Origin of the sequence: Variovorax sp. PBL-H6 (genome assembly GCF_901827155.1) — a bacterium.
Taxonomy (GTDB): Bacteria; Pseudomonadota; Gammaproteobacteria; order Burkholderiales; family Burkholderiaceae_C; genus Variovorax.
The window spans coordinates 1,076,500-1,100,319 of sequence record NZ_LR594659.1; the positions used below are offsets into that span (position 1 = coordinate 1,076,500).

Annotated in this window: 21 protein-coding genes and 5 pseudogenes; 16 read left to right on the forward strand and 10 right to left on the reverse strand. The window is 64.2% G+C overall.

Going from position 1 to position 23,820, the window contains the following annotated elements; genetic code table 11:
• Positions 1-27: 27 nt before the first annotated feature.
• A complete protein-coding gene (locus G3W89_RS05160) occupies positions 28-912 on the reverse strand; it encodes a DUF6279 family lipoprotein (protein WP_232076340.1) in 885 nt (294 codons plus the stop codon).
• On the opposite strand from G3W89_RS05160, the gene glmU reads away from it, so the two are divergent.
• Positions 911-2,344, forward strand: coding sequence for a bifunctional UDP-N-acetylglucosamine diphosphorylase/glucosamine-1-phosphate N-acetyltransferase GlmU (gene glmU, locus G3W89_RS05165; RefSeq protein ID WP_162573090.1), 1,434 nt, complete (start codon positions 911-913; stop codon positions 2,342-2,344). The genes G3W89_RS05160 and glmU overlap by 2 nt on opposite strands.
• Here glmU and G3W89_RS05170 read toward each other — a convergent pair.
• Positions 2,298-2,795, reverse strand: coding sequence for an Lrp/AsnC family transcriptional regulator (locus G3W89_RS05170; protein WP_162573091.1), 498 nt, complete (start codon positions 2,793-2,795; stop codon positions 2,298-2,300). The two genes, glmU and G3W89_RS05170, sit on opposite strands and share 47 nt — an antisense overlap.
• Positions 2,796-2,945: 150 nt before the next feature.
• On the opposite strand from G3W89_RS05170, the gene glmS reads away from it, so the two are divergent.
• The 4 genes and pseudogenes from glmS to G3W89_RS05190 all read left to right on the forward strand — a co-directional run bounded on the left by glmS (position 2,946) and on the right by G3W89_RS05190 (position 6,309).
• Positions 2,946-4,826 carry a glutamine--fructose-6-phosphate transaminase (isomerizing) gene (gene glmS, locus G3W89_RS05175; RefSeq protein WP_162573092.1) on the forward strand — a complete coding sequence of 627 codons (1,881 nt, stop codon included), beginning with the start codon at positions 2,946-2,948 and terminating at the stop codon, positions 4,824-4,826.
• 138 nt (positions 4,827-4,964) lie between these two features.
• Positions 4,965-5,219 (forward strand): annotated as a pseudogene (locus G3W89_RS05180) (helix-turn-helix domain-containing protein); the annotation flags it as partial.
• Positions 5,220-5,221: 2 nt separating this feature from the next.
• A pseudogene (locus G3W89_RS05185) lies at positions 5,222-5,374 on the forward strand (electron transfer flavoprotein subunit beta/FixA family protein); the annotation flags it as partial.
• Between the two features lie 2 nt (positions 5,375-5,376).
• Complete coding sequence (locus tag G3W89_RS05190) at positions 5,377-6,309, forward strand: electron transfer flavoprotein subunit alpha/FixB family protein (protein WP_162573093.1); 933 nt, start codon at positions 5,377-5,379, stop codon at positions 6,307-6,309.
• A gap of 156 nt (positions 6,310-6,465) precedes the next feature.
• On the opposite strand, the gene G3W89_RS05195 is transcribed toward G3W89_RS05190, so the two are convergent.
• Both G3W89_RS05195 and G3W89_RS05200 read right to left on the reverse strand, forming a co-directional pair.
• Positions 6,466-6,888, reverse strand: a complete 423-nt coding sequence (locus G3W89_RS05195) for a VOC family protein (RefSeq protein WP_162573094.1) — start codon at positions 6,886-6,888, stop codon at positions 6,466-6,468.
• A 34-nt stretch (positions 6,889-6,922) separates the two neighbouring features.
• The gene (locus tag G3W89_RS05200) at positions 6,923-7,783 is read right to left on the reverse strand and encodes an alpha/beta fold hydrolase (protein ID WP_162573095.1); all 861 of its coding nucleotides are present in this window, start codon (positions 7,781-7,783) and stop codon (positions 6,923-6,925) included.
• A 269-nt stretch (positions 7,784-8,052) separates the two neighbouring features.
• On the opposite strand from G3W89_RS05200, the gene G3W89_RS05205 reads away from it, so the two are divergent.
• Together G3W89_RS05205 and G3W89_RS05210 are read left to right on the forward strand one after the other, a co-directional pair.
• Positions 8,053-8,748 (forward strand): CGNR zinc finger domain-containing protein, encoded by a 696-nt coding sequence (locus tag G3W89_RS05205; protein WP_332107457.1) that lies wholly within the window; start codon positions 8,053-8,055, stop codon positions 8,746-8,748.
• A 49-nt stretch (positions 8,749-8,797) separates the two neighbouring features.
• On the forward strand, positions 8,798-9,391 hold the full coding sequence (locus G3W89_RS05210) for a TMEM175 family protein (protein ID WP_162573097.1): 594 nt from the start codon (positions 8,798-8,800) through the stop codon (positions 9,389-9,391).
• Positions 9,392-9,676: 285 nt separating this feature from the next.
• Here G3W89_RS05210 and G3W89_RS33185 read toward each other — a convergent pair whose 3' ends face one another.
• The 3 genes and pseudogenes from G3W89_RS33185 to G3W89_RS05220 form a co-directional block, all read right to left on the reverse strand.
• Positions 9,677-9,955, reverse strand: a complete 279-nt coding sequence (locus tag G3W89_RS33185; protein WP_232076878.1) for a carboxymuconolactone decarboxylase family protein — start codon at positions 9,953-9,955, stop codon at positions 9,677-9,679.
• 38 nt (positions 9,956-9,993) lie between these two features.
• Positions 9,994-10,215 (reverse strand): annotated as a pseudogene (locus G3W89_RS33190) (carboxymuconolactone decarboxylase family protein); the annotation flags it as partial.
• A gap of 63 nt (positions 10,216-10,278) precedes the next feature.
• Positions 10,279-10,911 (reverse strand): annotated as a pseudogene (locus G3W89_RS05220) (SDR family NAD(P)-dependent oxidoreductase); the annotation flags it as partial.
• A 65-nt stretch (positions 10,912-10,976) separates the two neighbouring features.
• Here G3W89_RS05220 and G3W89_RS05225 point away from each other — a divergent pair.
• Positions 10,977-11,489 (forward strand): substrate binding domain-containing protein, encoded by a 513-nt coding sequence (locus G3W89_RS05225; RefSeq protein WP_232076342.1) that lies wholly within the window; start codon positions 10,977-10,979, stop codon positions 11,487-11,489.
• Positions 11,490-11,757: 268 nt separating this feature from the next.
• Here G3W89_RS05225 and G3W89_RS05230 read toward each other — a convergent pair whose 3' ends face one another.
• A complete protein-coding gene (locus G3W89_RS05230; RefSeq protein WP_232076344.1) occupies positions 11,758-12,639 on the reverse strand; it encodes an AraC family transcriptional regulator in 882 nt (293 codons plus the stop codon).
• Between the two features lie 422 nt (positions 12,640-13,061).
• On the opposite strand from G3W89_RS05230, the gene G3W89_RS05235 reads away from it, so the two are divergent.
• The 3 genes and pseudogenes from G3W89_RS05235 to G3W89_RS05245 all read left to right on the forward strand — a co-directional run bounded on the left by G3W89_RS05235 (position 13,062) and on the right by G3W89_RS05245 (position 16,656).
• Complete coding sequence (locus G3W89_RS05235) at positions 13,062-14,261, forward strand: IS256 family transposase (protein ID WP_162573099.1); 1,200 nt, start codon at positions 13,062-13,064, stop codon at positions 14,259-14,261.
• A 743-nt stretch (positions 14,262-15,004) separates the two neighbouring features.
• Positions 15,005-15,829: pseudogene (locus G3W89_RS05240) on the forward strand (isocitrate lyase/PEP mutase family protein); the annotation flags it as partial.
• Positions 15,830-16,209: 380 nt separating this feature from the next.
• Positions 16,210-16,656, forward strand: coding sequence for a flagellar biosynthetic protein FliO (locus G3W89_RS05245; protein ID WP_162573100.1), 447 nt, complete (start codon positions 16,210-16,212; stop codon positions 16,654-16,656).
• A gap of 41 nt (positions 16,657-16,697) precedes the next feature.
• On the opposite strand, the gene G3W89_RS05250 is transcribed toward G3W89_RS05245, so the two are convergent.
• Positions 16,698-17,432 (reverse strand): FAD-binding oxidoreductase, encoded by a 735-nt coding sequence (locus G3W89_RS05250; RefSeq protein WP_162573101.1) that lies wholly within the window; start codon positions 17,430-17,432, stop codon positions 16,698-16,700.
• A 4-nt stretch (positions 17,433-17,436) separates the two neighbouring features.
• Entirely contained in the window at positions 17,437-18,045 is a 609-nt protein-coding gene (locus tag G3W89_RS05255; protein WP_162573102.1) for a sulfite oxidase-like oxidoreductase, read from the reverse strand.
• Positions 18,046-18,418: 373 nt separating this feature from the next.
• On the opposite strand from G3W89_RS05255, the gene msrA reads away from it, so the two are divergent.
• From msrA to G3W89_RS05280, 5 genes are all read left to right on the forward strand, one after another.
• Positions 18,419-18,934 carry a peptide-methionine (S)-S-oxide reductase MsrA gene (gene msrA, locus G3W89_RS05260; RefSeq protein WP_197893526.1) on the forward strand — a complete coding sequence of 172 codons (516 nt, stop codon included), beginning with the start codon at positions 18,419-18,421 and terminating at the stop codon, positions 18,932-18,934.
• Positions 18,935-19,256: 322 nt separating this feature from the next.
• Positions 19,257-20,174: an NADP-dependent oxidoreductase gene (locus G3W89_RS05265; RefSeq protein WP_162573103.1), complete on the forward strand. Its 918-nt coding sequence runs from the start codon at positions 19,257-19,259 to the stop codon at positions 20,172-20,174.
• 312 nt (positions 20,175-20,486) lie between these two features.
• Positions 20,487-21,023: a peroxiredoxin-like family protein gene (locus G3W89_RS05270; protein ID WP_162573104.1), complete on the forward strand. Its 537-nt coding sequence runs from the start codon at positions 20,487-20,489 to the stop codon at positions 21,021-21,023.
• A 97-nt stretch (positions 21,024-21,120) separates the two neighbouring features.
• The gene (locus G3W89_RS05275) at positions 21,121-22,794 is read left to right on the forward strand and encodes a sensor histidine kinase (RefSeq protein WP_162573105.1); all 1,674 of its coding nucleotides are present in this window, start codon (positions 21,121-21,123) and stop codon (positions 22,792-22,794) included.
• Between the two features lie 392 nt (positions 22,795-23,186).
• The gene (locus G3W89_RS05280; RefSeq protein WP_162573106.1) at positions 23,187-23,804 is read left to right on the forward strand and encodes a nitroreductase family protein; all 618 of its coding nucleotides are present in this window, start codon (positions 23,187-23,189) and stop codon (positions 23,802-23,804) included.
• Positions 23,805-23,820: the final 16 nt, after the last annotated feature.

A 23,820-nucleotide genomic window follows, 5' to 3' on the forward strand; every position in this document is an offset into this window, starting at 1 on the left:
GTTCTATATGCTCGCGTGACATCCGGCTCAATGCGAGGCAAACAATGCGTCGAGGTCGCGCTCGTAGCCCTGCAGACGGCGCACCGCCTGCTCGCGCTGCGCCGCGCTGGCGGTCTTGTGCAGGGCCGCCACGTTGCGACAGCCTTCCTGCTGAAGCGCCCGCTGACGATCGTGCCACGCCCCCGGCGGTGGGTCGGCGACGCGAAGCACGTAGGCATGAATGGCCGCGTGCGCCTCTGCGGCCGGTGTGCGCTCGGCCTGGAAGCGGCGCAGCATCGAGAGCACTTCGTGCTGGTTCCGGCGGCGCTCGGCGTCGACGGCACGCGGATCGAAGGCGGACTGCGCTGCCTGCTGTTTCAGCATTTCGCGCTGGGCCGGCTCGAGCGGGCCGTAGAAGTCCTCGGTGCGCTCGAGAAGCCGCTCGTAGCGCTTTTTCTGCCAGCGCGCCGGACCGCCTTCGACCCAGTCCTTGTGGTACTCGGCGTTGTTCTTTGCATACTTGCGCTCCAGCTGCTGCAGCTGGGCCTCGCCCAGGCTCAGCGCCAGGCCGGTGCCCGGGCCCTCGGCCTGCACCGCGACTGCGAGCAGCCGCTCGCGGATCCGATCGGCGAACTCGCAGACCTGCTGGGGCGTGACATCGTTCGGCCCCAGCGCTTGCGCGCGCCGCAGCAGCTCGGCCAGCCGCGGCAGCTCGTGGCGGCGGTGCCAGGCAAGCAGCTCGGCCAGGTCATCGCGCACCCGGGGCATCTGCGCGCCGTTGAAATCCAGGTAGCCGTCCAGCCACCAGTAGCTCAGCTCGGGGAAGTTGTTGTAGGCCAGCTTGAGGGTGCTGCAGGCTGCCATCGTGGCGGCGGCGAGCAGCGCGCCGATAATGCGCGCCAGCCAGACCCAACGTATTCGAGAAAGTGGCATGAACAAGATTCCGCAGGACAACCGGGAACCGGTCGATGTCGTCATCATGGCGGCGGGCAAGGGCACGCGCATGAAAAGCAGCCTGCCCAAAGTGTTGCATCGTTTAGGTGGCCGCGCGCTCGTGGCACACGTCGTGGACACGGCCGCGCGCGTCGGCGCGCGCAAGGTGGTGGTGGTCACCGGCCATGGCGCGACCGACGTCGAGGCTGCGCTCGGCGACGGTGCCGCGGGCGTGCTGCCGCAATTCGCGCGACAGGTGCCGCAACTGGGCACCGGCCATGCGATGCAACAGGCCGCTCCGCTCCTGCCCGACGACGGCACGGTGGTGGTGCTTTCGGGCGACGTGCCCCTGATCGGCGACGCCACCCTGCGCGCGTTGATCGCCCAGAGCGCCGGTCGCCGGCTCGCGCTGCTCACCATCCGCGTGGAAGATCCCACCGGCTACGGGCGCATCGTGCGGGCGCCCGCCGCGGAAGGCGAAGGCGAGGTGCAGGCGATCGTGGAAGAGAAGGACGCGAGCGAGACGCAGCGCGCCATCCGCGAGGTCTACACCGGCGTGATGGCCGTGCCGGCCCAACTCCTCAAGCCCTGGCTCGCGCGGCTGGACAACAAGAACGCGCAGGGCGAGTTCTACCTGACCGACGTCGTCGGCTTCGCCACGATCGACGGCGTGCCCGTGCTGGCGCATCGCATCGATGACCCGCTGGAGGTGGCCGGGATCAACACGCCGGCCCAGTTGGCGGCGCTCGAACGCGCCTACCAGCGGCGCCAGGCGGATGCGTTGATGGCGCAGGGCGTGCGGCTGGCCGATCCGGCGCGCATCGACGTGCGCGGCACATTGGCCTGCGAGTCGGACGTCGAGATCGACGTCAACTGCGTCTTCGAGGGCGCGGTGTCGCTGGGCGCCGGCGTCCGCGTGGGGGCCAACTGCGTGATCGCCAATGCGCGGATCGAGACCGGCGCCGTGATCCATCCCTTCACCCACATCGACGGGGAGAGGGCCGGCGTGACGGTCGGCGCCAGCTCGCGCATCGGCCCCTTCGCACGGCTGCGGCCCGGCGCCCGGCTCGGTGCCGAGGTGCACATCGGCAACTTCGTCGAGGTCAAGAACTCCACGTTGGCGGCCGGCGCCAAGGCCAACCACCTGGCCTACCTCGGCGATGCCAGCGTGGGCGCCCGCGTCAACTACGGCGCCGGCAGCATCACCGCCAACTATGACGGCGCCAACAAGCACCGCACGGTGATCGGCGACGACGTGCACGTGGGCAGCAACTGCGTGCTGGTGGCGCCGGTCACCATCGGCGCCGGCGGCACGGTGGGGGGCGGCTCGACCGTCACCAAGAGCACCGAGCCTGGCGTGTTGACCATTTCGCGCGGCCGGCAGGTCAGCTTCGCGAACTGGAAGCGGCCGCAGAAGGCTCCGAAGGGCTAGGCAGCGGGACGCGCGGATCGAACTTCGCGCGCTTGACGCTGAAGAAGGCCTTCACGTTGCGCACATTGGCGTCGGTGGTGAACAGGCGTTGCGCGAGCGCCTGGTAGCCGGGCATGTCGCGCACCGTGGCGATCAGCACGAAATCAGGCCCTGGCGAAACGCGGTAGCACTGCTGCACCGCTTGCTCGGCCACGACCCTCGTCTCGAAGGCATCGAGCGCGCCGGCGTCCTGGCGGTCCAGGGAGACCTCGATCACCGCCGTGAGCAGGGCCCCCACCCGCTCGGGGTCGAGGATCGCGGCCTCGCGCACGATCCAGCCCGCCTCGCGCAACCGGCGAACACGCCGCAGGCAGGTCGCGGGGGAAAGGCCGAAGCGCTCGGCGAGCGATTGGTTGCTTTGGGACGAGTCCTGCTGAAGCGCATCGAGCAGCTGCCAGTCGACGGAATCCATGATCAATTATTTCAAATACAAAATCATAATGAATGATAATTGCCTCAACCCGAAAAAATGAAATCCTGAGTCGTTTGTGCGCGGAATTGGACCAGAAATTTCGTTCGCGGCTGATTACCATCCTCCGACTTCAATTCGCAGGAGCTTCCCATGTGTGGCATCGTCGGCGCCGTCTCCGGCCGCAACATCGTTCCCATCCTCGTCCAGGGCCTGCAGCGCCTTGAATACCGCGGTTACGACTCCTGCGGCGTTGCCGTGCATGCGAACGGCCTGTCGCGTGCCCGCACCACCGCTCGCGTGGCGGATCTGCTGGCGCAGGTGCGCGACGATCGCATCGAAGGCAGCACGGGCATCGCTCACACGCGCTGGGCCACACATGGTGCGCCGGCCGTGCACAACGCGCATCCGCATTTCAGCCATGGCCCGGGGGACGACGCCGAGGCCGCCCGTCCCGGTCGCGTGGCGCTGGTGCACAACGGCATCATCGAGAACCACGAGGCCCTTCGCGCGAAGCTGCAGGCCAAGGGCTATGTGTTCGCGAGCCAGACCGACACCGAGGTCATCGCCCACCTGATCGACAGCCACTACGACGGCGACCTGTTCGAGGCAGTGAAGGCCAGCGTGCTTCAACTGCAGGGCGCCTATGCGATAGCGGCGATCTGCCGCGACGAGCCGCACCGCGTCGTGGGTGCGCGTGCCGGCTCGCCGCTGATCCTCGGCGCCGGTCCGGAAGGCGGCGAGAACTTCCTCGCCAGCGACGCCATGGCGCTGGCCGGCGTGACCGACCAGATCGTCTACCTGGAAGAGGGCGACGTGGTCGACATCCAGCCAGGCCGGTACTGGATCGTCGATCGCGCCCACAAGCCCGTCACGCGGCCGGTGCGCACCGTGCTCGCCCACAGCGGCGCGGCCGAGCTCGGCCCGTACCGCCACTACATGCAGAAGGAGATCTTCGAGCAGCCGCGCGCCATCGGCGACACGCTGGAGGGCATCGAAGGCATCGTGCCCGAGCTTTTCGACGGCGTGGGCCAGGACGGCACTCCGGGCGCCGCCGCCTGGCGCGTTTTCAAGGAGATCGACAAGGTGCTCATCCTGGCCTGCGGCACCAGTTATTACAGCGGCTGCACCGCCAAGTACTGGCTCGAGAGCATCGCGAAGGTGCCGACCCAGGTCGAGATCGCGAGCGAGTACCGCTACCGCGATTCAGTCCCCGACCCGAAGACCCTGGTCGTGACCATCAGCCAGTCCGGCGAGACAGCCGATACGCTGGCCGCCCTCAAGCATGCGCGCTCATTGGGCATGGAGCAGACCCTGACCATCTGCAACGTTGCGACCAGCGCGATGGTGCGCGAATGCAAGCTGGCCTACATCACCCGAGCCGGCGTCGAGATCGGCGTGGCTTCTACCAAGGCCTTCACCACGCAGCTTGCGGGCCTGTTCCTTCTCACGCTCGCGCTGGCGCAGGCCAAGGAGCGCCTGAGCGAAGCGGACGAGGCGCGCTACCTCAAGGAGATGCGGCACCTGCCCGTCGCACTGCAGTCCGTGCTGGCGCTGGAACCGCAGATCATCAGCTGGGCCGAGGATTTCGCGCGCAAGGAGAACGCGCTCTTCCTGGGCCGCGGCCTGCACTACCCGATCGCGCTCGAGGGCGCGCTCAAGCTCAAGGAAGTCACCTACATCCACGCGGAGGCCTATGCCGCCGGCGAGCTCAAGCACGGGCCGCTCGCCCTGGTCACGAGCGAGATGCCGGTGGTGGCCGTAGCGCCCAACGATGCGCTGCTGGAAAAGCTCAAGAGCAACCTGCAGGAAGTGCGTGCGCGTGGCGGTGTGCTCTACGTGCTGGCCGACGGCGACACGCACATCGAGCACGGCGAGGGCCTGCACGTGATCCGCATGCCCGAGCACTACGGAGCGCTGTCGCCCATGCTGCACGTCGTGCCGCTGCAGTTGCTGGCATATCACACTGCGTGTGCGCGGGGCACGGACGTCGACAAGCCGCGCAACCTGGCGAAGAGTGTGACGGTGGAGTGATTTCGGTGGCTCGGCGCGTAAGCGTCCTTAGTTGTTGATTGCCGCCGAAAATTGACCCGGCTAACGCACTAATTTCCGTCTAAGACTGACCCACGTAAAACTCTACCCTGCTCATTTTTAAGGCAGGGGATCCTAGGAGTGATAGACGTGGCGACATTGAGTGTCATCAGACGCTGGGCCCTGCGCGAGCAGATGTCCATTCGCGAGATAGCCAGGCGTACAGGCCTGTCTCGCAACACCGTAAAGAAGTACCTGCGAGCCGGCGAAGAAGCGCCGCGCTACGCCAAGCGGGCGAGCTCGAGCAAGCTCGATCCCTATGCCGACAAGCTCGCGACCTCGCTCGCGATCGAGGCCACCAAATCGCGGAAACAGCGGCGCAATCTGCGGCAGATCCCGACGTCGTGAAGCCCGAGGACCTGGGCGTGGACGTCAAGCCGCGCCTGAAGACCCTGAAGGTCAGCGAGCCGCCCAAGCGCGGCGCCGGCATCAAGGTGCCCGATGTGGCCACGCTGGTCGACAAACTCAAGAACGAAGCAAAGGTGATCTGAACATGACCGTCCTCGTCATTGCCGAACACGACCACGCCACCGTCAAGCCGGCGACCCTCAACACCGTGACCGCGGGCATCGCCTGCCAGAGCGGCGATGTGCATGTGCTGGTGGCCGGTGCCAATGCAGCCGAAGCCGCGGCCGCCGCAGCCAAGATTGTGGGCGTCGCCAAGGTCATCGCGGCCGACAGCCCGAGCCTCGCCGAGAACCTGGCGGAGAACGTCGCCGCGCAAGTCCTGGCGATCGCCAAGAACTACAGCCACATCCTGTTCCCGGCCACGGCCAACGGCAAGAACGTGGCGCCCCGCGTTGCCGCCAAGCTCGACGTCGCGCAGATCAGCGACATCACCAAGGTCGACAGACCCGACACCTTCGAGCGCCCGATCTACGCGGGCAACGCCATTTCCATCGTGCAGAGCAGCGATGCGATCAAGGTGGTCACGGTGCGCACCGGCTTCGACCCGGCAGCAGCGACCGGCGGCAATGCCACGGTGGAGAACGCCGAAGGCGTGGCGGACAGCGGCAAGTCGAGCTTCGTCGGCCGCGAAGTGACCAAGAGCGATCGTCCTGAACTCACCGCAGCCAAGATCATCATCAGCGGCGGCCGAGCACTCGGCAGCGCCGAGAAGTTCACCGAAGTGATGACGCCTCTGGCGGACAAGCTCAACGCGGGCCTGGGTGCCAGCCGCGCCGCAGTGGACGCGGGCTACGCCCCGAACGACTGGCAAGTGGGCCAGACCGGCAAGATCGTCGCCCCGCAGCTCTACATCGCCGCGGGCATCTCCGGCCCGATCCAGCATCTGGCGGGCATGAAGGATTCGAAGGTGATCGTCGCGATCAACAAGGACGAAGAAGCGCCGATCTTCTCGGTGGCCGACTATGGCCTCGCGGCGGACCTGTTCACCGCGGTGCCGGAACTGGTCAAAGCCCTCTGAGTAGAGGGCGCCGCTGAATGGTAAGGCGCAAGAAGGTCACCTGGACCAAGATCATCGCTCGCAGTATTGCGGCGATCTCGCGCAGCGCACGAACGCTCGGGTCGTCGGGGAGGCGATCAAGCCGGCAATGTGTTCCTTTGGTGCTGGTGGGCGAGATCATTGTGGGCGGTGACCGCGTTCCTGCAGGATCCAGGTGTTGCCATCGGGATCAGCGAGATCGGCGATGCTGGCGTAGTCGCGGCGCTGTGGGTCCAGCCCCGTGCCCCAAGCGCCGGCCCATGTCGGCACAGGATCCTTGTGCCGGACGGCGCCGACGGCCACGCCGCGCGCGATGAGTTCTGCGCGCCCATGCGCGAGGTCAGTCGTCACCAGGTACAGGTTGTGCACCCGCACAGGAGAGTCTGCAACGACCAGTTGTATCGAACATGCGGAGCCGGGCGGGGTGAGCTGCACGACCCGGAAGTCGGCCGTGGGACGGTAATCGACGTCGAGGGAGAAGCCGGCCTGCGCCGTATAGAAGGCGAGCGCACGGTCGATGTCGGCCACAGGCAGCTGAACGACTTCCAAGGCGAGCATCATCACTCCCGCGGTGCGTCGCCGATGCGCGGAGTCATCACCTCTCCGCCGGCAGGAAGTCCCGGATGGCCGCGGCGATTTCGTCGCAATGCGTCTCGAGAGCGAAGTGTCCCGTGTCGAAGAACGTGACCTTGGCATCCTTGATGTCGCGCTTGAAGGCCTCGGCGCCTGCGGGAAGGAAGAACGGGTCCCCACTGCCCCATGCGGCGAGCAGCGCTGGCTGGTGCTTCCGAAAGTAAGCCTGGAACTCCGGGTACATATCGACGTTGCTTGCGTAGTCAAGGAATAGATCCAGCTGCACCTCGTGCGCGCCGGGTCGGGTCATGTAGTGGTTGTCCAGGTTGTAGCCGTCCGGAGAAACCAGCGATCTCTCTTTGACGCCGGTCGTGTACTGCCAGTAGGTTGTCTCGGGCGTCAACAACGCCCGCAATGCGTCCCGGTTGGCCTGCGATGGCTCCTTCCAGTACGCCCGAATGGGATTCCAGCCGTCGCTCAGTCCTTCGACGTAGGCGTTGCCGTTCTGCGTGATGATCGCGGTCACCCGCTCTGGATGTTCGACCGCCATTCGCAGGCCCGTAGGCGAGCCGTAGTCGAACACATATATCGCGAAGCGATCGAGCTTCAGCACCTCGGTGAAACGCGTCATCACTTTCGCCAGGTTCGAGAAGGTGTACTTGAACTCTTCACGTGAGGGCAAATCGGACTGCCCGAAGCCAGGCAGGTCCGGCGCGACCACTCTGTATCGGTCGGCAAGCTTCGGAATCAAGTCCCGGAACATGTGGCTTGAAGTCGGAAACCCGTGCAGCAGGAGCAGCGCCGGGGCGTTCGCCGGACCGGCCTCTCGATAGGCTACGCCGTAACCGTCGACATCGACACGGTTGTATTTGATGGCGTTCATCTTCATCCTTTTCAAGCCGGTTAACCTTGGCGCTAACTTCTGATAGGTTACGTAGTGCTTCAGCTGTCGGTGTATGAAACATCGATCTGTACTTCGCCCTAGTCAGCAAACGCCGCGAGATACATGGATACGTCCGATCTGACTCTTCGAGAGCTGTAACCCTGCTACCATCTACTCAGAGGTTACTCACCGGCCTGGTAACCTGTCAAGCGCCTAAACAAGGGTTATCGGCGAGAATGGGTATTCACATGAACTCACGGAAAGCCGCGGTGGCAGCTCGACCACACCCCAGTCATGAGAAGACCGCAACACCTCGTGCCACACAGGAGTTGCCTTCGCCTTTCTTCATCGGGGGCGTCCTCGCGTTGGACTTCCTCAATTCGATTGCATCGCCAGTGGACGTCCCGGTGGAATGGCTCGGCTCAGGCGAAGATTTCTTGAACTGGTTGTCGAAGGCGAATCTGGTTCAGCCAGAAACGCTGGAGCACATGCGCAGGTCGGCCGGCCCTGGGGAGCTCGATGCCGTGGCAGCGCAGGCGCGGGCGCTTCGCAACTGGTTTCGCTCGTTCGTGACATCTCACATGGGCGCCCGGCTCCGGCCCAAGGCGATTCAAGAGCTGGAGCCTTTGAACCGGCTGCTGGCTCGCGACGAGGTGTATGGCCAGATAGTTCCCCGAAGCGCGGGCTCGGACGGCGAAACCATCTCGGGACTCGAGTTCGTTGCGGACCGACGCTGGCGCTCCCCAGACACCTTGCTGCTGCCGCTTGCGAAGGTGATGGCAGACCTGGTCACCACGGTCGATTTCACGCAAGTCAAGGGTTGCGAGTGGCACACCTGCACCTTGCTGTTCGTCGACACCACGAGGGGACACATGCGTCGCTGGTGCAGCATGGCTGTATGCGGAAATCGGGCCAAGCAGGCTGCGCATCGCGAGCGGGCACCTCGCGGCAGCAAGGCCAAGTAGCTGCTCAAGCACCGATAGCAGGCAGATCGCCCAATCCTTGGAGCAAGAAATGCACGCAGAAAGGACAAGCGCGGTAAGCGCGCATCGGTTGGGTGTGTTCTCAGACGCAGTCATCGCGGTGATCATGACCGTGATGGTGCTTGAACTCAAAGCACCGGAGCACGCTGATTTCTCTGCCCTCTGGCCCCTTTGGCACACGGTTGTCAGCTATGCCGTCAGCTACCTGTTCATCGCCATCATTTGGATCAATCACCACTACCTTATGAGCCTCGTGGGCCCTCCCACGCTTCGATTGATTTGGTTCAACTTCGCCCATCTCTTCCTGGTGTCGTTCCTGCCGTTCGCGACAGCATGGATTGCCCGTACCCAGCTTGCGTCGGCGCCTGTCGTGTTCTACGCGGCGCTCTTCGTATGCGTGGACATTGCCTTCAACGTTTTCGAGCGAGAGGTATTACGGCGAGCGGATGCCTCGCAGGTGCCCGCCCGGGCAAGGCGCATGGCGAGGCGCCGATCTCTCGCGGCTCTTGCGATCTTTGCCGTAGCGACGGTTGTCGCTTTCGTTGCGCCGCGCCTTGCATTCGGTCTTATATGCGGCGCATTGCTCCTCCACTTGTGGCCCGAGTTCTCCAATGGGCGGCCGTGACGGCCCTACAGTTGGCCAGAAGCAGACCAACTATTGGCCGACCGGCTTCCGCTTCAGACTAACCGATAGCGGTCGCAGCCCCCCGAGCAGCGGCCACCGGGCTCGCGTGGCACAGGGACACGGGCAATGCCTTAATGAGCATAGACGGTGTAGACGGCGCCTATACCCGCCGCCAGCAATCCGACTGCCACGCCGTGGGCAAGCCGTCTGAAATCTTCCTTGGATGCCACGAGGGGCAAAGCCGGATTGTGCAGAGTCATGCTGCTCTACTTGCGTGGCCGATGCTTAGACCGAGAGATTGGGAGCGGCGGGGAAGTCCACCGGGACGCGTGTGGTCGCGTGCAGGTAGTTGGTCACCGTCTTGTCGCCAATCGCCACGATCGTGTCCACCAGGTTGGCCTTGGTCCAGCCGGCGGCGAGGAAGGCCTCCACCAGCGCCGGATCGGCATGGCCGCGTTCACTGGCGATGTTGCGCACCAGCTGCGCCAGCGCATCGAGCTTGGCATCGAAGCTGGCCCTGCCGCCGCCGACCTCGAGGATCTGCGCATCGCTGAAGCCGTGCATCTTGCCATGACGGTGTGCGCCGCCAGGCAGTACTCGCAGCCATTCACCTGGCTTACGGCCAGGTTCACCGCCTCACGCGCCTTGCCGGTGATGCTGCTCTTGGCGTTCTGGAAAGCGAGATAGGCGCCCAGCGCGGTCTCGGAATGAGCGAAGGTCGCATACAGGTTCGGGACCTTGCCGATGCTCTTTGTGAGCTGGTCGAAGAGCGCCTGATTGGCAGGGGAAACTTCTTCGCGGGTGGGGACGTTGATCGTGGTCATGGTGTTCTCCAATGGAAAAGTTCGGTTGAAAGGACGGTTGAGGGGAAGGGAGCGAGCGACGCGTCACTGCGCCGTGTAGCCGCCGTCGACCGCGATGCGCTGCCCGGTGAGGTAGCGCGCCTTGTCGCTGGCGAGGAACACGATGGTCTCGGCAATCTCCTCCGGCGTCGCGGCGCGGCGGGCAGGGATCGTGGAGAGAAAGCCCGCCTTGGCTTCCTCGCTGCCGCCGACGAAGCGGTCGAGCATTTCGGTAGCCACGGGCCCGGGCGCCACGGCGTTCGCGCGCACGCCGGCGGCAGCGCCTTCGAGCGCGGCGCTCTTGGTCAGGCCCTCGACGGCGTGCTTGCTGGCGGCATAGACCGAAGCGCCCGCAATGCCGACCTGGCCCGCGATCGAGGAGAGATTGATGATGGAGCCCGAGCCCTGGGCCAGCATCACGCGCATCTCATGCTTGAGCGACAGCAGCGTGCCGAGCACATTGGTCGCGAAGGTGGCTTCGTAGTTGGCGACCGTCTGCTCCGCGATCGGGCTCAGTTCCCCTTCGGTGCCGGCGTTGTTCACTGCCACATCAATGCGGCCGAAGCGTTCGACGGTCTGCTCGACGAGGCTGCGGACCTCTGCCTCAAAGCGAACGTCGGCCCGCAGGAACTCGGCTTCAGCGCCCAGCGCGCGCAGCTCGGCGGCCAGGGCCTGGCCTGCCTCGTGACCCGCGTCTTCACGACGGCTTCATTGACCTGGTTGAACAGGGCATCGATGTGGCGGTGCGCATCGGCGAACTGCCGGACAGCAGTCTGCTCGCCAGGCGCGTGGGGACGTCGAGCCGTGTCCTGGTGGCCCACCGCAGCTATCTGCGTTTGCTGCCGAAGGGCACGAAGGCGCCCAAGGTGCCGGAGGACCTAGCCCGCCACAACTGCGTGGTCTATACGGAGGTCCCGATGCGCAAAGCCTGGGGCTTCACGGCCGGCCCCGGAGCGGCGCAACCGGTGGGCACGAAGCGGACCGTGCATGTGGAAGGCAACCTGCAGACCAACAGCAGCGAGGTGATCAGGGCATCGATCCTTTCGGGCATGGGCATCGGCTACTCGCCGGAATGGCTCTTCGACAGGGAGATCGCAAGCGGCGAGCTCCAGCAGTTGCTGCCGGATTGGCAGACGGTCACTATGCCCATCCATCTGGTGAGTCCTCAGGAGCGCAGGCACTCAGCCAAGGTGAAAGCCTTTGCCGAGCATGTCGGCAAGAGGATGGCATTTGGCCGAGATGGCGGGGATCTCTAGCAGCATCAAGCCGAGGCGCTCAAGCCAATCGTCGCGCTCTAAACAACCATGGGACGCAGGCTGGTTTCGGTGACTGGCCCCAAGAGAGTGGAGGCGGAGATGCGCTGCAGAAAAGCGACGGCGGGCACCCAGGTTTAGTCAAGAATGACCACAACTTTAGGAAACCTACGAGCGCCGTAGGTTTACCAAAGTTGTGGAACGAATGACGGTCGTGGTGGTGGCGTGTGCGGCACCCCAAGTTGCACCGGACAAACGCAGACACGTGGCGTCATCCCTGCGCGGGCTTAATGCGACGCACCTCGGAAGGTTCGATCCCAAAACTCTTGCGAAACGCCTTGACGAAGCTGCTGCGACTGGCATATCCCGCGTTGCGGGCGACTGCTTCGATTGGCAAGCCGCTCGCCTTGAGCTGGGACATCGCCTGTCGCAATCGCAGCGCCCGAAGGACCTGCATCGGCGGCTTTCCGACGGTGTCCGTGAATCGGGCCACGAAGGCGGAGCGACTGAGACAAGCCAGATGGGCAAGGCTGTGGAGCGAGTGGTCGTCCCCGGGGCGCATGGCCATCGCGGCGAAGGCGCGCGCAACCAGGGGATCACTGATGACCGAGAAGCGCTCCACCCATGCGTTCATCGAAACAAGTGACCTGCGCAAGAGTAGGACGATGACCTGCTTCAACAAGGCGGCACTCATCGCGCCGCTTCCGATCTCCTGCGCGACGAGCTCGTTGATTGCTGCTTGCAGTTTGACATCCACCTGATCTTCGGCACTGAACTGCTCGAAAATCGGTTCCGTCAACCCGCCGAAGAGGTCCGTGCACGCGCCATAGGTGGCGTGAAAGTAACCGCAGACAAGAACCAGCGACGGGTCGTCATTTCCTGCCGTGACCTTCCGGATTGCGTCCGGGGACCTGTTTTGCACTCGACCGTTGATCGACAGCAAGCCGGAAAAGCCGTTGGTCCCTTCAACCTCTATGCGGAACAGTGACTTGGGCGGAACGACGATCAGCGTGTGCGGCATCAATGGGATGGGATCCCCGTTATCCACCACGGCCCGACCGTTGCCGACCAGGTTGTAGTGGATTCCCGGCGCGTTCACGCCGCCTAACTCCAGGCTGTATCCCATGCTGACCAAGCACTCGGTGAGGGCCACGAAGTTCACCTCCAGAGTTCCGAGAAGGCTCTCGAGATCAGCGGGAGAAGCGCGTAGGACTGAATGTTCGTGCAAGCTCAGGCTCCAGGTGACGCTCTGAAGAAACGCGTCCCGACCCCGGATGGTACGAAATCATCGGTGGTCCTCTCGCCGCCCGCAAGGCGCTTGCGACTTTTTGGATGCATTTGCCGGGCGGGCGAGCACATCCGCGCGTTGACCGTTGTAGCGCCTGGTGGGAAGAATCAGGGTTGATGTCCCGGGAAGTGGTGTAAGTCTTCTTTCACTCGCTGCGCGGCAAGGCGCGTAGGGCGTAGCCCGGAGCGGCTTGCCGCGCAGCGACCGCTCCCTTCGGGGGTGGCCATCGTGAAGTCCGGATAAGTTTGAGGTGCGACCCACCAAACCTGTCCATAAAGGAAATCACAATGACCACCGCCACTATGGCATTAGCCGAGCTCGCCGAGAAGGGAGCTGATGTCGACGTCCTGCGCCAGATGGTGCAGTTCATGGCCCAGCGCCTGATGGAGCTCGATGTCGAAGGCCGCTGCGGCGCTGCCTACGACGAGAAGAATCCCGCCGAACGGCTCAACAGCCGCAACGGCTACCGCGAGCGCACCTGGGATACCCGTGCGGGCAGCGTCGAACTGAAGATCCCCAAGCTACGCCAAGGCAGCTACTTCCCCGAGTTCCTGGAGCCTCGGCGCACCGCCGAGAAGGCGCTCACCGCCGTCATCCAGGAAGCCTACGTTCAGGGCATCTCCACCCGCTCGGTAGACGACCTGGTCAAGTCGCTGGGCATGAGCGGCGTCTCCAAGAGCCAGGTCAGCCGACTGTGCGGCGAGCTCGATGAGCGCGTCAACGCCTTCCTGGGACGGCAGATCGAGGGCGACTGGCCCTACCTGTGGATCGACGCCACCTACGTGAAGACGCGCGAGGCCGGCCGCATCGTGAGCGTGGCGGTGATAGTGGCCGTGGGCGTGAATACCGACGGCCAGCGTGAAGTGCTGGGTTTGAAGGTCGGTGCGTCGGAAGCCGAGCCCTTCTGGACCGAGTTCCTGCGCAGCCTGAACCGTCGAGGTCTTCGCGGTGTGAAGCTCGTGATCAGCGACAGCCACGAAGGCATCAAGGCGGCGGCTGCGAAGGTCCTGAAGGCCACCTGGCAGCGTTGCCGGGTGCACTTCATGCGCAACGCTCTGGCGCATGCCGGCAAGACGCAGCGGCGCATGGTCTCGGCCGCCATCGGCACGGTGTTCGTGCAGGACTCCGCCGATGCTGCGCGAGCCCAATGGAGGTCGGTGGCCGACCAGCTCCGAGACAAGTTCCCCAAGCTCGGCACCTTGATGGACGAAGCGGAGAACGATGTGCTGGCCTTCATGACCTTCCCGCGGGCGCACTGGACGCAGATCTACAGCACGAATCCTCTGGAACGGCTGAACGCCGAGATCAAGCGTCGCACGAACGTCGTGGGCATCTTCCCCAACGACGCCTCGATCACCCGGCTCGTCGGCGCCATGATGCTCGAGCAGAACGACGAGTGGTCGCTCAACCGGCGCTATATGCAGTTGGAGGGCTTGCAGACGCTGAGCGATACTGCGCCCACTCGGCTGTCCGCAGTGGCACGCTGAGTACCGTGCAGCTCAGCCTTCTCCGGGCTGTGGAGCTACACCACGGGATGGGACGCGACCGAATCAGGAGGCCACGACAGCTGTAGCGGGGCCGAATGCGGCTCCGCTCTCGCGGCGCCGGACGTTGTCTCGATGTCCCGTGGATGTCGGTGCGCTGCAGAAATTCTCGGTTTCCTTCCGATGCGAAATTCCCCATTCCAAGTGCTTCCGGACGGTTACTTTGCCGTTTTCTCCGCACGCCGCATCCGGATCGGCAGCGTCCAGGAGTACAGCGCGGACTGAACTCGGGCGCGGCAGCACGCTCGGCGCAATGGGCAGTGACGGGTCCGTGTCCTGAAGTCTTGCACATGGACCACCGCATCCGTTTCAACGCCTTCATCCGGTCTTTGGCGTGAGATGGCCGCTAGAGTGAATCGCCAGGCGGGTGCGACATTGGCGCACGCGCGAAACCGAGTGGACTCAATCATGGGAACTGTGGGCCCGTGTGCAACGGAATTTCAATTCACCGAAGGAACGCCAGCTATATGTCTTCACCCCTGAATCAGCCGATCGCGCAGGAGCCGCGCCGGGTATTCCTCGGCCTGGCAGGCTCGGGCCTCGTTGCCGCATCCACTCCCGCGATGGCGGCTGGGCGCAAGTCGAACGACGCATCCAGGGACGTGTCGGTCATGCAGGCGGCCCTCGCACTGGAACACGAAGGCATCGCCGCATACCGGCTCGCTGGCGATATCAGGAGCAATTCCATGTCACCCCAATCCTCCGACATTGCCCAACGTCGCCGCGCCTTTCGTGAACTGCATCGGTCCGGATGCTTCGTCATGCCAAATCCCTGGGACCGGGGCAGTGCACGCTACCTCCAGGCTCTGGGGTTCAAGGCCTTGGGAACCACCAGTGCAGGCGCAGCCTGGTCGCGAGCACGCGCGGACGGGAACCTGTCACTGGACGATATGCTCGAGCACCTGCAGGACATCGTCGACGCGACGGCCATTCCCGTGCACGCCGACTTCGAATCCGGCTTCGCGCAAAGTGCGGCCGGACTCGCCGATAACCTTCGCAAGGCCGTAGACACCGGGGTCGCCGGCATCTCGCTCGAGGATGCCAGCGGCATTCCTTCCAATCCCGTTCGGGACATCGCCTCCTCTGTCGCACGGCTGCGGGTGGCACGTGCCGTGCTCGACGGGCACGGGTCCGATGCACCACTTTTAATCGGACGGGCGGAGAACTTCTCGGCCGGGAATCCCGACCTTGAGGACACCATCCTGCGCCTGCGGGCCTATGCCGAAGCAGGCGCCGACGTCCTTTACGCCCCCGGAATTACGAGGCGCGAGGACATCGCGGCGCTCGTGAATGCCGTGCGCCCCAAGCCGCTGAACGTGCTCGTCGGGCCAGGCACGGCCTTGACCTTCGACGACATTGCCTCCCTCGGCGTGCGGCGCATCAGCGTAGGGGCGGCGCTCGCGCGCAGCGCCTGGGGTGGTTTCATGCGCGCCGCGCGGTCGATCGCCGAAGACGGCCGCTTCTACTTCGGCAGGCCTGCAAGCGGCAGGGAGCTGAACTCGTTCTTCAAGCTCAGTACGGAAACGCCCTCCTCCGTGACGGCGAACATCCTGGGACGCGTGGAGTTTCGCCTGGGAGAAGGTCCGCTCCTGGAGATCCGGAAGGGCTCGGTCGAGATCACATTCTCCTCAGGTGACGCCGTGTTCACGTGGTCGGAAGACAATTGGCGAGAGGAGGCGGCCATGCCGTTCGCGAATTTCTGCCGGTACGTCTGCGACGGAGCCATCGTCCTGGCGGAAACCTGAGCGGACCGCGCCTGCACCCATCGGTATTCGTGCGTTCCGCAATGCCTATGGGATGGACCTCCGCGACTACCGGGCGCAAGCTTTGCTGCCGGGTGCGACGTTCCGCATCCCGTGTTCGCTACCGATCCTTCCACCGAAAGCAGACCATGTTGAGCAAGACTTCCCTTCAGACGACCATCAGGAATCTCCAGGAGGCGCAATTGCGGCAGTCGCGCGATGCCTATGCGGCTTACCTCGCCGCAGCGAGGCGGGACCGCACGGAACCCGCCGACCAGGACCAGGCGTCGCGAGAATTCGGCAATGCCGAACTGGCGGAGTACTTCGAGGGGCCGACGCGAACCTATGAGGCTGCGCTGAAGCGCCTGCAGTCCATCGACTTCGGGCCGAAGTCGCGCGTGGAGGAGGGCGCTGCCGTCCAGGTCGACGACCGTTGGTACGTCATAGGCGTTGCAAGCCAGGCTTTCGAGTGCGACGGCGTGACGTACATGGGAATCTCAACGGACGCTCCCATCTACAAGGCTCTCGAAGGGGCGGCGGCTGGCGATGCCGTTGCATTCCGCGGGCGCGACTGGAAGATCCAGGCGGTTGCCTGAGGCCCGGAGGGCGACGACGAGGGGCGTCGCTGGAGGCTGGATCAGGCGCCTCCGTATCGCTCCGTCTTCACCGCCTCCGCTGGTACCCCCAGCCGCACGAGGGCGGTGGCCGCCGTTTCCACGAATTCGGTGGCCCCGCAGATGAAGCACGCCAGTTCCCGGCGGTCGCCCCGGGAGTCAAGCACCGCAGCCAGCATTTCCATGTCGATGCGTCGGCCGAAGTCGCCGGGCCGGCGCGCCGGTTCTCTGGTCGTCGTTGCGACGAAGGAGAAGCTTGAGTCGCTCGCCGCCAGGCTCTCCAGTTCCGCCGCGAACGCCATGTGCGACCACTTCTTGGCGCTGTACAGGAGCAGCGCCGGAGCTTCCGGGTCCGGCGCTGCAGACCGATGCCGGACCATCGACATCAGCGGTGCGATGCCCGAGCCGCCCGCGATGAGGGCAATGGGGTGGCGATCCGAAGGCGTCCACGTGAAATGTCCGCCGACAGGGCCGCGAATCTCGAGAGTGTCGCCAGGCTGGAGTTCGTCCGCGATGAACGGGGACGCCTCTCCGCCGGGAAGGCGCTCGACCAGGAACTCCAGCGCCGAACTGCCGGGGGCGGACGCGATCGAGTAGCTGCGCCGCGCCTCGTACCCGTCTTCGGCGACGAGACGCACGTCCACGTGCTGGCCTGCCAGGTATTCGCCGATGGTGTTCTCCAGCAGCAGGCTGACGGCGTCAGGGGTGGCAAGGCGCTTCGCCTGTACCGTCGCCGGCGACCAGGGCAGGCGAGTCATTGGGCTAACGGTCACCGGAGTACCGTTGCTCTTTCCACGGATCGCCCCGCATGTGATAGCCGCGCAGTTCCCAGAATCCTGCTTCGTCGCGCTCGGTGAATTTCAGGCCATTGCACCACTTGGCGCTCTTCCAGAAATACAGGTGCGGAACCAGCAGGCGCGAAGGGCCTCCGTGCTGCGCAGACAGGGGGCGCCCTCCGTACATGGTCGCCACCATCGCCTTCCCGCCCACCAGATCCGCAGTGGGGACGTTGGTCGTGTAGCCGCCGTAGCACTCGGCCAGAACGAATGATGTCAGCTCCCCGACACCCGCCTCCTTCAAGAGGTGGTCGATGGACACCCCCTCCCAGGCCGTATCGAACTTCGACCATGAGGTGACGCAGTGGATGTCGCCTGTCCAAAGGGTGCGAGGCAGCCGGCTGAATTCCAGCCATGACCAACTGGCGATCGGCCTGGAACCCTGCTTCAAGGTGAACCTCCAGTCGCCCAGATCGATCTGCGGTGTCGGGGTCGCCGACAGAACCGGAAAGTCCTGGGTCGCGTGCTGTCCCGGCGGCAAGCGAGCAGCGGTTTCGGGATCGACGCGACGGCCGGTAAAGCCTCTGGTTGCCACGGGGAGCTCCTTCTTTGGTCTGACTGCGCGAGTGAGCAGAGTCCCATCGTATCCAGCGAGGGCCGGCCGGCCTAGATGCCGGAGACGCGTTGCAACGTTTTCCGGACTCCGGAGCACCGACCCTCCTCAAGCGCGTTCGAACTTCCGATTTCCCGAGGAAGACCCGCGTGTCCAGTTCACCCAACTCGCAGCCAGCTCGACGGCACTCGAGGACGGGTCGACACATTTGCCGGACGGGGAGGCTGATGGCGCCGGGGAGAATTCTCCCTGGCGCAGGGGAATGGCGACCCGAAAGTTGTGGATCGTCGAGGGTCCGACGAAGCGGCCAGGAAAGGTTCACCATGATCAAGTTTCGCAGCGAAGAGGAGACGGCATGACCATGACCACGGAACGCGCGATTCTCGCCGGTGGCTGCTTCTGGGGGATGCAGCAGCTGTTCCGGCGCCGTGACGGCGTCATAACAACCCGGGTGGGGTATTCAGGCGGGGACGTCTTTAACGCCACGTACCGCAACCACGGCACGCACGCCGAAGCCATCGAAGTCATCTTCGATCCCAAAAGACTTGGCTTTCGCGATCTGCTGGAGTTCTTCTTCCAGGTTCACGATCCCTCGACCCGGAACCGGCAGGTCAACGACACCGGCACGAGCTACCGGTCTGCCATCTTCTACACCAGCGAGGAGCAGAAGCGCATCGCGCAAGAGACCATCGCCGAAGCGGATGCGACCGGCTTGTGGCCGGGAAAGATCGTGACAGAGGTTGTGCCGGCGGGTGATTTCTGGGAAGCAGAGCCGGAACATCAAGACTATCTGGAACGCAGGCCGAACGGCTACACCTGCCATTACGTCCGGCCGGATTGGGTGCTTCCTGCGACGAAGGCGGGTCGCTAGTGTTTGCGCCACTCTGTTCTGTACTTATCAACGAGTCGCTGTAGCTTTGCGTCCGACGCAATTCCCATGTTGATCACCCTGCGGAGCGTGCCCTTGGCACAGGATTCTCGGATTGTCATTGCGTGCATACGTGCATGCATCTGGGCAAGTCTCGAAGACCGGCCATTCTGTGTCCTCGACAACGGAGTGCGCGATTCGACGCATCGCAGTTCGGACGAACGGCATGGTCAGCGATCCCTGGAGTTTCGAGAGCACCACACTAGGGCGCTCAACAGATGGATTACCTGCAGTGCAGGCGAACACTCAACATGAAAGGTGGACGATGAAGGCAATCACAGTCACGGACCAGGCCGCGGGAATGGCCGGAATGAAGCTGGCGGAGCGGCCCGAGCCGCAGGCGGCGATCAACGATGTAGTGGTTCAAGTGCATTCGTCGGGATTCGTCAACACCGAGCTGAGTTGGCCTTCGACCTGGGCCGACCGCTCCGGCCGCGACCGGATGCCGACCATTCCGGGGCACGAGCTGGCCGGAGTGGTCACGTCCCTCGGTTATGGCACGACGGGTCTGTCGGTCGGGCAGCGTGTGTTGGGCCTCGCGGACTGGTACCGCGACGGCACCCTCGCCGAGTACGTGGCCGTCGAGGCACGCAACCTCGCACCGTTGCCGGGTGACGTCGACTTCACCGTCGGCGCGAGCCTGCCGATTTCCGGCCTGACTGCGTGGCAGGGCCTGCACGAGCACGGCCGCCTTCGTTCAGGGCAGAGCGTCATTGCGCATGGTGCTGCAGGCGCGGTCGGATCGATGGTGACGCAACTCGCGCGGGAATTCGGTGCTTACGTCATCGGCACCGGGCGCGCCGCCGACCGCCAGGCTGCGCTCGACTTCGGGGCGAACGAGTTTGTCGACCTCGACAGCGAGGCGCTGGAAGACGTTGGCCGAGTCGACCTGGTGTTCGATCTGATTGGCGGCGAGATCGGGAAACGGTCGGCGCGCCTGCTTCGGGCGGGAGGGACGCTGGTGTCCATCGTAGGGCCGTCGGAGGTGAGACCCGCCGACGGTGTGGCGATCGACTTCGTCGTCGCGTCCGATCGCGCCCAACTGCATGAGATCGTGCAGCGTGTGCGGGATGGGCGACTGCGGACGAACATCGGCACCGCCGCGTCCCTTGAAGATGCCGTCGCGGCCTTCAGTCCGACCGTGCGACGCCCTGGGAAGACGATCATCCGCGTCCGCTCGTGACGGCTCGGGAAGGACAAGCGAGTTTGCACTCCTCGTCGATGGACGGTGAAGTCGCCGAAACGGTGGCACGAGACACCAACCCGACCCACCGGCGCGGAATGCTCCGGCTGGCATTCTTTTCCGTCGTCCTGGTACCAGCGCCCAATGTAGCGCATACCTCTGCGAGAACAGTCGGCATACACCGCTCATGGACCACGGCGCGACGACATGGGCTCGGCGGAAGACCTGGACTCGCCGACACAGAATCCGGACGGTCGAGACTGCTCGACGCGAAACAATGCCATCCACCTCCACTTACCCAGCCCCCGTGCCATGCTCGTTCCACGCCAAGCCGCACCGCAACTCATCGTCGACACTGTCGCCCACGGTTCTTTCGATCTTGCCCGGGAAGAGCCTCGGAGCATGACGCTCGTCTGCTTCTATCGTGGCCTGCACTGCCCCATCTGCACGAACTACCTCAAGGAGCTGGAGCGGCTGACGCCGGTCTTCGAGGAGCGCGGCGTGAGTACGATCGCCATCAGCTCCGACGGCGAAGCGCGTGCGAGGGAAATGTCGCACAAGATCCGGGCGTCGCAGCTCCGCGTCGGGTACGGTCTGCCACTGGCGGTGGCGCGCGACTGGGGCCTGTACATCTCCGAGTCCCGCGGGAAGACATCCATCGGCATCGAGGAACCTCCGCTCTTCTCGGAACCCGGCGTGTTCCTGATTCGGCCAGATCGTACTGTCTACTATCTTTCCGTCCAGTCGATGCCGTTCGTGCGGCCCCCCTTCGGCGAGATGGTCCAGGCCCTGGACTTCATCGTGAAGAACGCCTACCCGGCGCGCGGCGAGTACATCGGCCCGCTCTGACGCGGCCCGGCAAACGCAAGTGGTTCGCGCGCGCGGGCGAAATCAATCTGCTGGCGCCGCCACTAGTATCACGCCCCTCTAGTTTCCCCTCGATGGCATGTTGTCCCGCTCCGTAGCACTCCGCGTTCTCTCGGGGCTGGCCGTCCTCGCTGCCATCGTTCTTGTCACCTTTGCCGCCTGGTGGTCGACGCTACCCATGCGTGACGCGGCGCTTGAGAACGCGCGCCAAGAGACACAGCACGAGACTCTCAGTCTCGCGGAGCAATTCTCCGCGGTCACGCGCAGCGCCATCTCCAGCCTGAACGCCGTTTGCATCTCGATGGAAGCGCACGGGGGGCCGCGCGGTCTCGCAGCCTCAGAAGTGCGCGCGGAACTACAGCGCGCAGCCGGTGACTCTGTCGGCACGCAAGCAATGTTCGTGGTCGATGCGACCGGGACGGTCGTGGCGAGCGTTGGGATGACTAAGACTCAGGAAGGTCAGTCGGTGCGAAGCCGCCCGGTGGTCGCCTACCACCTCAGCCACCCGACGGATCTCGGATTTCACATCGACCATGCCAAGTATTCCGAGATGACCGGTGGATGGGTTCTGCCCATTTCACGCATCGTTGCGTCGAGCGAGGGAAAGATGCTGGGCGTGGTCGGCGTGGCGATCAACCTCTCGTACATTCGAGACCTTTACGAGAAGCTGGGAAATCTGCGGCGCGCCAGCTTTTCGATCCTTGCGCGCAACGGGGAGGTCATTCTCCGCCACCCCTTCATCGACGGCGTCATTGGTTTCTACCGTAGTCCGATCCATGAGGACGGCTCATACGAATCCACGAGCGAGCTTGATGGCGTTACGCGGATCCTCAGCTATCGAGAACTCGAAGGCATCGATGTCGTGATGCGGGTTGGCTTTCCTCTGGATCAGGTGCTTGCACCATGGCGAGACTTCGCCCGAGAACGTGTGACCTGGACGGCGTCGTGCCTGAGCGTGTTTGCTGCGCTGTGCTACGCAGGTTGGTTTGTTTACCAGAGATATAGCCAGCAAATACGAGCTGTGGAAGAAGGCTTCGAAAGGAAGGAAAGCGAGCTGCGCCAAGAAATCGATCAGATCGAAGACATGTCGATCTCGCTGTCGCAGAAAGTCTCGACACCGCTCGGTCGGTTGCGCAACATCCTGCAAGCTGACCCCGAGGAGGTGACCGCGTTGCGCGACGAAATCGTAGCGTCCACGATCAAGATGGAAAGACTCGCTCAAGATGTGGGAGCCTTGGCGCTTGCGCGAAAGACCGCCGTCAAGCGGCAGGATCTCGACGTGACGTTGATGGCGCATGAAATCGTGCGGTCGCTAGAGGCCGCAAATCCGACCCGCTCGGTCGACGTCCGCATTCAGGAGAAGATGTACGCGACGGCAGATGCCAGACTTCTGAAGGTGGTGCTGTTTAACCTCATTGGCAACGCATGGAAGTTCACGGCGCTCACGCCGGCGGCCATCATCGAGGTCGGGGCGCGGGCGGGACTGACCGAAACGATCTTCTTCGTGCGCGACAACGGCCCCGGTTTCGATCCGGGTGACGCGAAGTGGATCTTCAAGCCATTCCATCGACTCCCGACTTCAGCGGAGTTTGAGGGACAAGGCATCGGCCTCACGGCCGCTCAGCGCATCATCCAACGCCACGGCGGGCGCATCTGGGCCAAGGGCAGAGTACGCAAGGGCGCCGCGTTCTTCTTTACTGTCCAGCCGGAATTGGCGATCCATGGTGAAACCTTCAGGCACGCACGCCCGTAGCCGAGAAGGACTGACCATCAGCCGCCTCGATGTGGCCTCAGGCTGGGTCGGCGCCTCGGGGCGTGTGATCCAGTGTTCGAGCCTCCGCCCGATGCGGCGGCTCGTGGCCTCGAAAGCCTGCGCGCCCCTACCGGCGTTGGCGCATCCACACTGAACTGCATGAGGCTGGCTCATGCAGCAGCGGCTTTTGGGGCATCGCGCCACCCGCTGCTTAGGGGATGCCGCCAGTTCACAACCAAACCCCTCGGGCCCCTCTCTTTTTTGGAGCGCTTCCGCGCCACCTCTAACGTGATCCTTCAGAGCATGTTTTTGAGCAAATGAAGTCTCGAAACACTCATTTCGTCGCCCTACAGTGGAGGCTCTTTCATTACCTCCACCCAACGGAATTCACCATGAGCAACGCCGTCATCGAAACCATCCTGAGCCGTAGTGCCGCCAAGTATTACGACCCTGCAGCGACCCTGAGCGACGATCAGATCCGCGACCTCGTGCGTATCGGTACTTCCGCGCCGACATCCTTTCATCTGCAGAACTGGCGATTCATTGCCGTGCGCACACCTGAGGCCAAGGCCCGGTTGCGCCCGATCGCCTGGGATCAGCCGGCGATCACCGACGCAGCTGTCACGTTCATCGTCATTGGCCGGTTGGCCGATGCCAGCACCATCCCCGATCGGCTCGCGCCAGTGGTGGAGGCCGGCATCATGCCGGCGCGGTTCGTGCCGGAATGGGAGATGCCAGCTCGCGGGTTGTATGACGATCAACCCCAACGGCAACGAGACGAGGCGGTGCGCACTGCGACCTTTGGCACCGCGGCAATGATCTACACAGCCCGCTCGCTGGGCTGGGGTTCGACGCCGATGATCGGTTTCGACGCAGAAGCTGTGCATCGCGAGTTCGACCTCGCCGACGATGAAATCCCGGTGATGTTGCTGACCGTTGGGCCGGAGCGCATTGGCAACTGGCCTCAGAAGCCGCGCATGCCAGTGGCCGATGTACTGGACTTTGTTTGACCTCTGCTCAACCAAC

Excerpts from the sequence above, each read along its gene's own strand:
- glmU (WP_162573090.1), top strand. The coding sequence starts at position 911 with ATGAACAAGATTCCGCAGGACAACCGGGAACCGGTCGATGTCGTCATC.
- G3W89_RS05160 (WP_232076340.1), bottom strand. The coding sequence starts at position 912 with ATGCCACTTTCTCGAATACGTTGGGTCTGGCTGGCGCGCATTATCGGC.
- G3W89_RS05170 (WP_162573091.1), bottom strand. The coding sequence starts at position 2,795 with ATGGATTCCGTCGACTGGCAGCTGCTCGATGCGCTTCAGCAGGACTCG.
- glmS (WP_162573092.1), top strand. The coding sequence starts at position 2,946 with ATGTGTGGCATCGTCGGCGCCGTCTCCGGCCGCAACATCGTTCCCATC.
- G3W89_RS05190 (WP_162573093.1), top strand. The coding sequence starts at position 5,377 with ATGACCGTCCTCGTCATTGCCGAACACGACCACGCCACCGTCAAGCCG.
- G3W89_RS05195 (WP_162573094.1), bottom strand. The coding sequence starts at position 6,888 with ATGATGCTCGCCTTGGAAGTCGTTCAGCTGCCTGTGGCCGACATCGAC.
- G3W89_RS05200 (WP_162573095.1), bottom strand. The coding sequence starts at position 7,783 with ATGAACGCCATCAAATACAACCGTGTCGATGTCGACGGTTACGGCGTA.
- G3W89_RS05210 (WP_162573097.1), top strand. The coding sequence starts at position 8,798 with ATGCACGCAGAAAGGACAAGCGCGGTAAGCGCGCATCGGTTGGGTGTG.
- G3W89_RS33185 (WP_232076878.1), bottom strand. The coding sequence starts at position 9,955 with ATGCACGGCTTCAGCGATGCGCAGATCCTCGAGGTCGGCGGCGGCAGG.
- G3W89_RS05235 (WP_162573099.1), top strand. The coding sequence starts at position 13,062 with ATGACCACCGCCACTATGGCATTAGCCGAGCTCGCCGAGAAGGGAGCT.
- G3W89_RS05245 (WP_162573100.1), top strand. The coding sequence starts at position 16,210 with ATGTTGAGCAAGACTTCCCTTCAGACGACCATCAGGAATCTCCAGGAG.
- G3W89_RS05250 (WP_162573101.1), bottom strand. The coding sequence starts at position 17,432 with ATGACTCGCCTGCCCTGGTCGCCGGCGACGGTACAGGCGAAGCGCCTT.
- msrA (WP_197893526.1), top strand. The coding sequence starts at position 18,419 with ATGACCATGACCACGGAACGCGCGATTCTCGCCGGTGGCTGCTTCTGG.
- G3W89_RS05265 (WP_162573103.1), top strand. The coding sequence starts at position 19,257 with ATGAAGGCAATCACAGTCACGGACCAGGCCGCGGGAATGGCCGGAATG.
- G3W89_RS05270 (WP_162573104.1), top strand. The coding sequence starts at position 20,487 with ATGCTCGTTCCACGCCAAGCCGCACCGCAACTCATCGTCGACACTGTC.
- G3W89_RS05275 (WP_162573105.1), top strand. The coding sequence starts at position 21,121 with ATGTTGTCCCGCTCCGTAGCACTCCGCGTTCTCTCGGGGCTGGCCGTC.
- G3W89_RS05280 (WP_162573106.1), top strand. The coding sequence starts at position 23,187 with ATGAGCAACGCCGTCATCGAAACCATCCTGAGCCGTAGTGCCGCCAAG.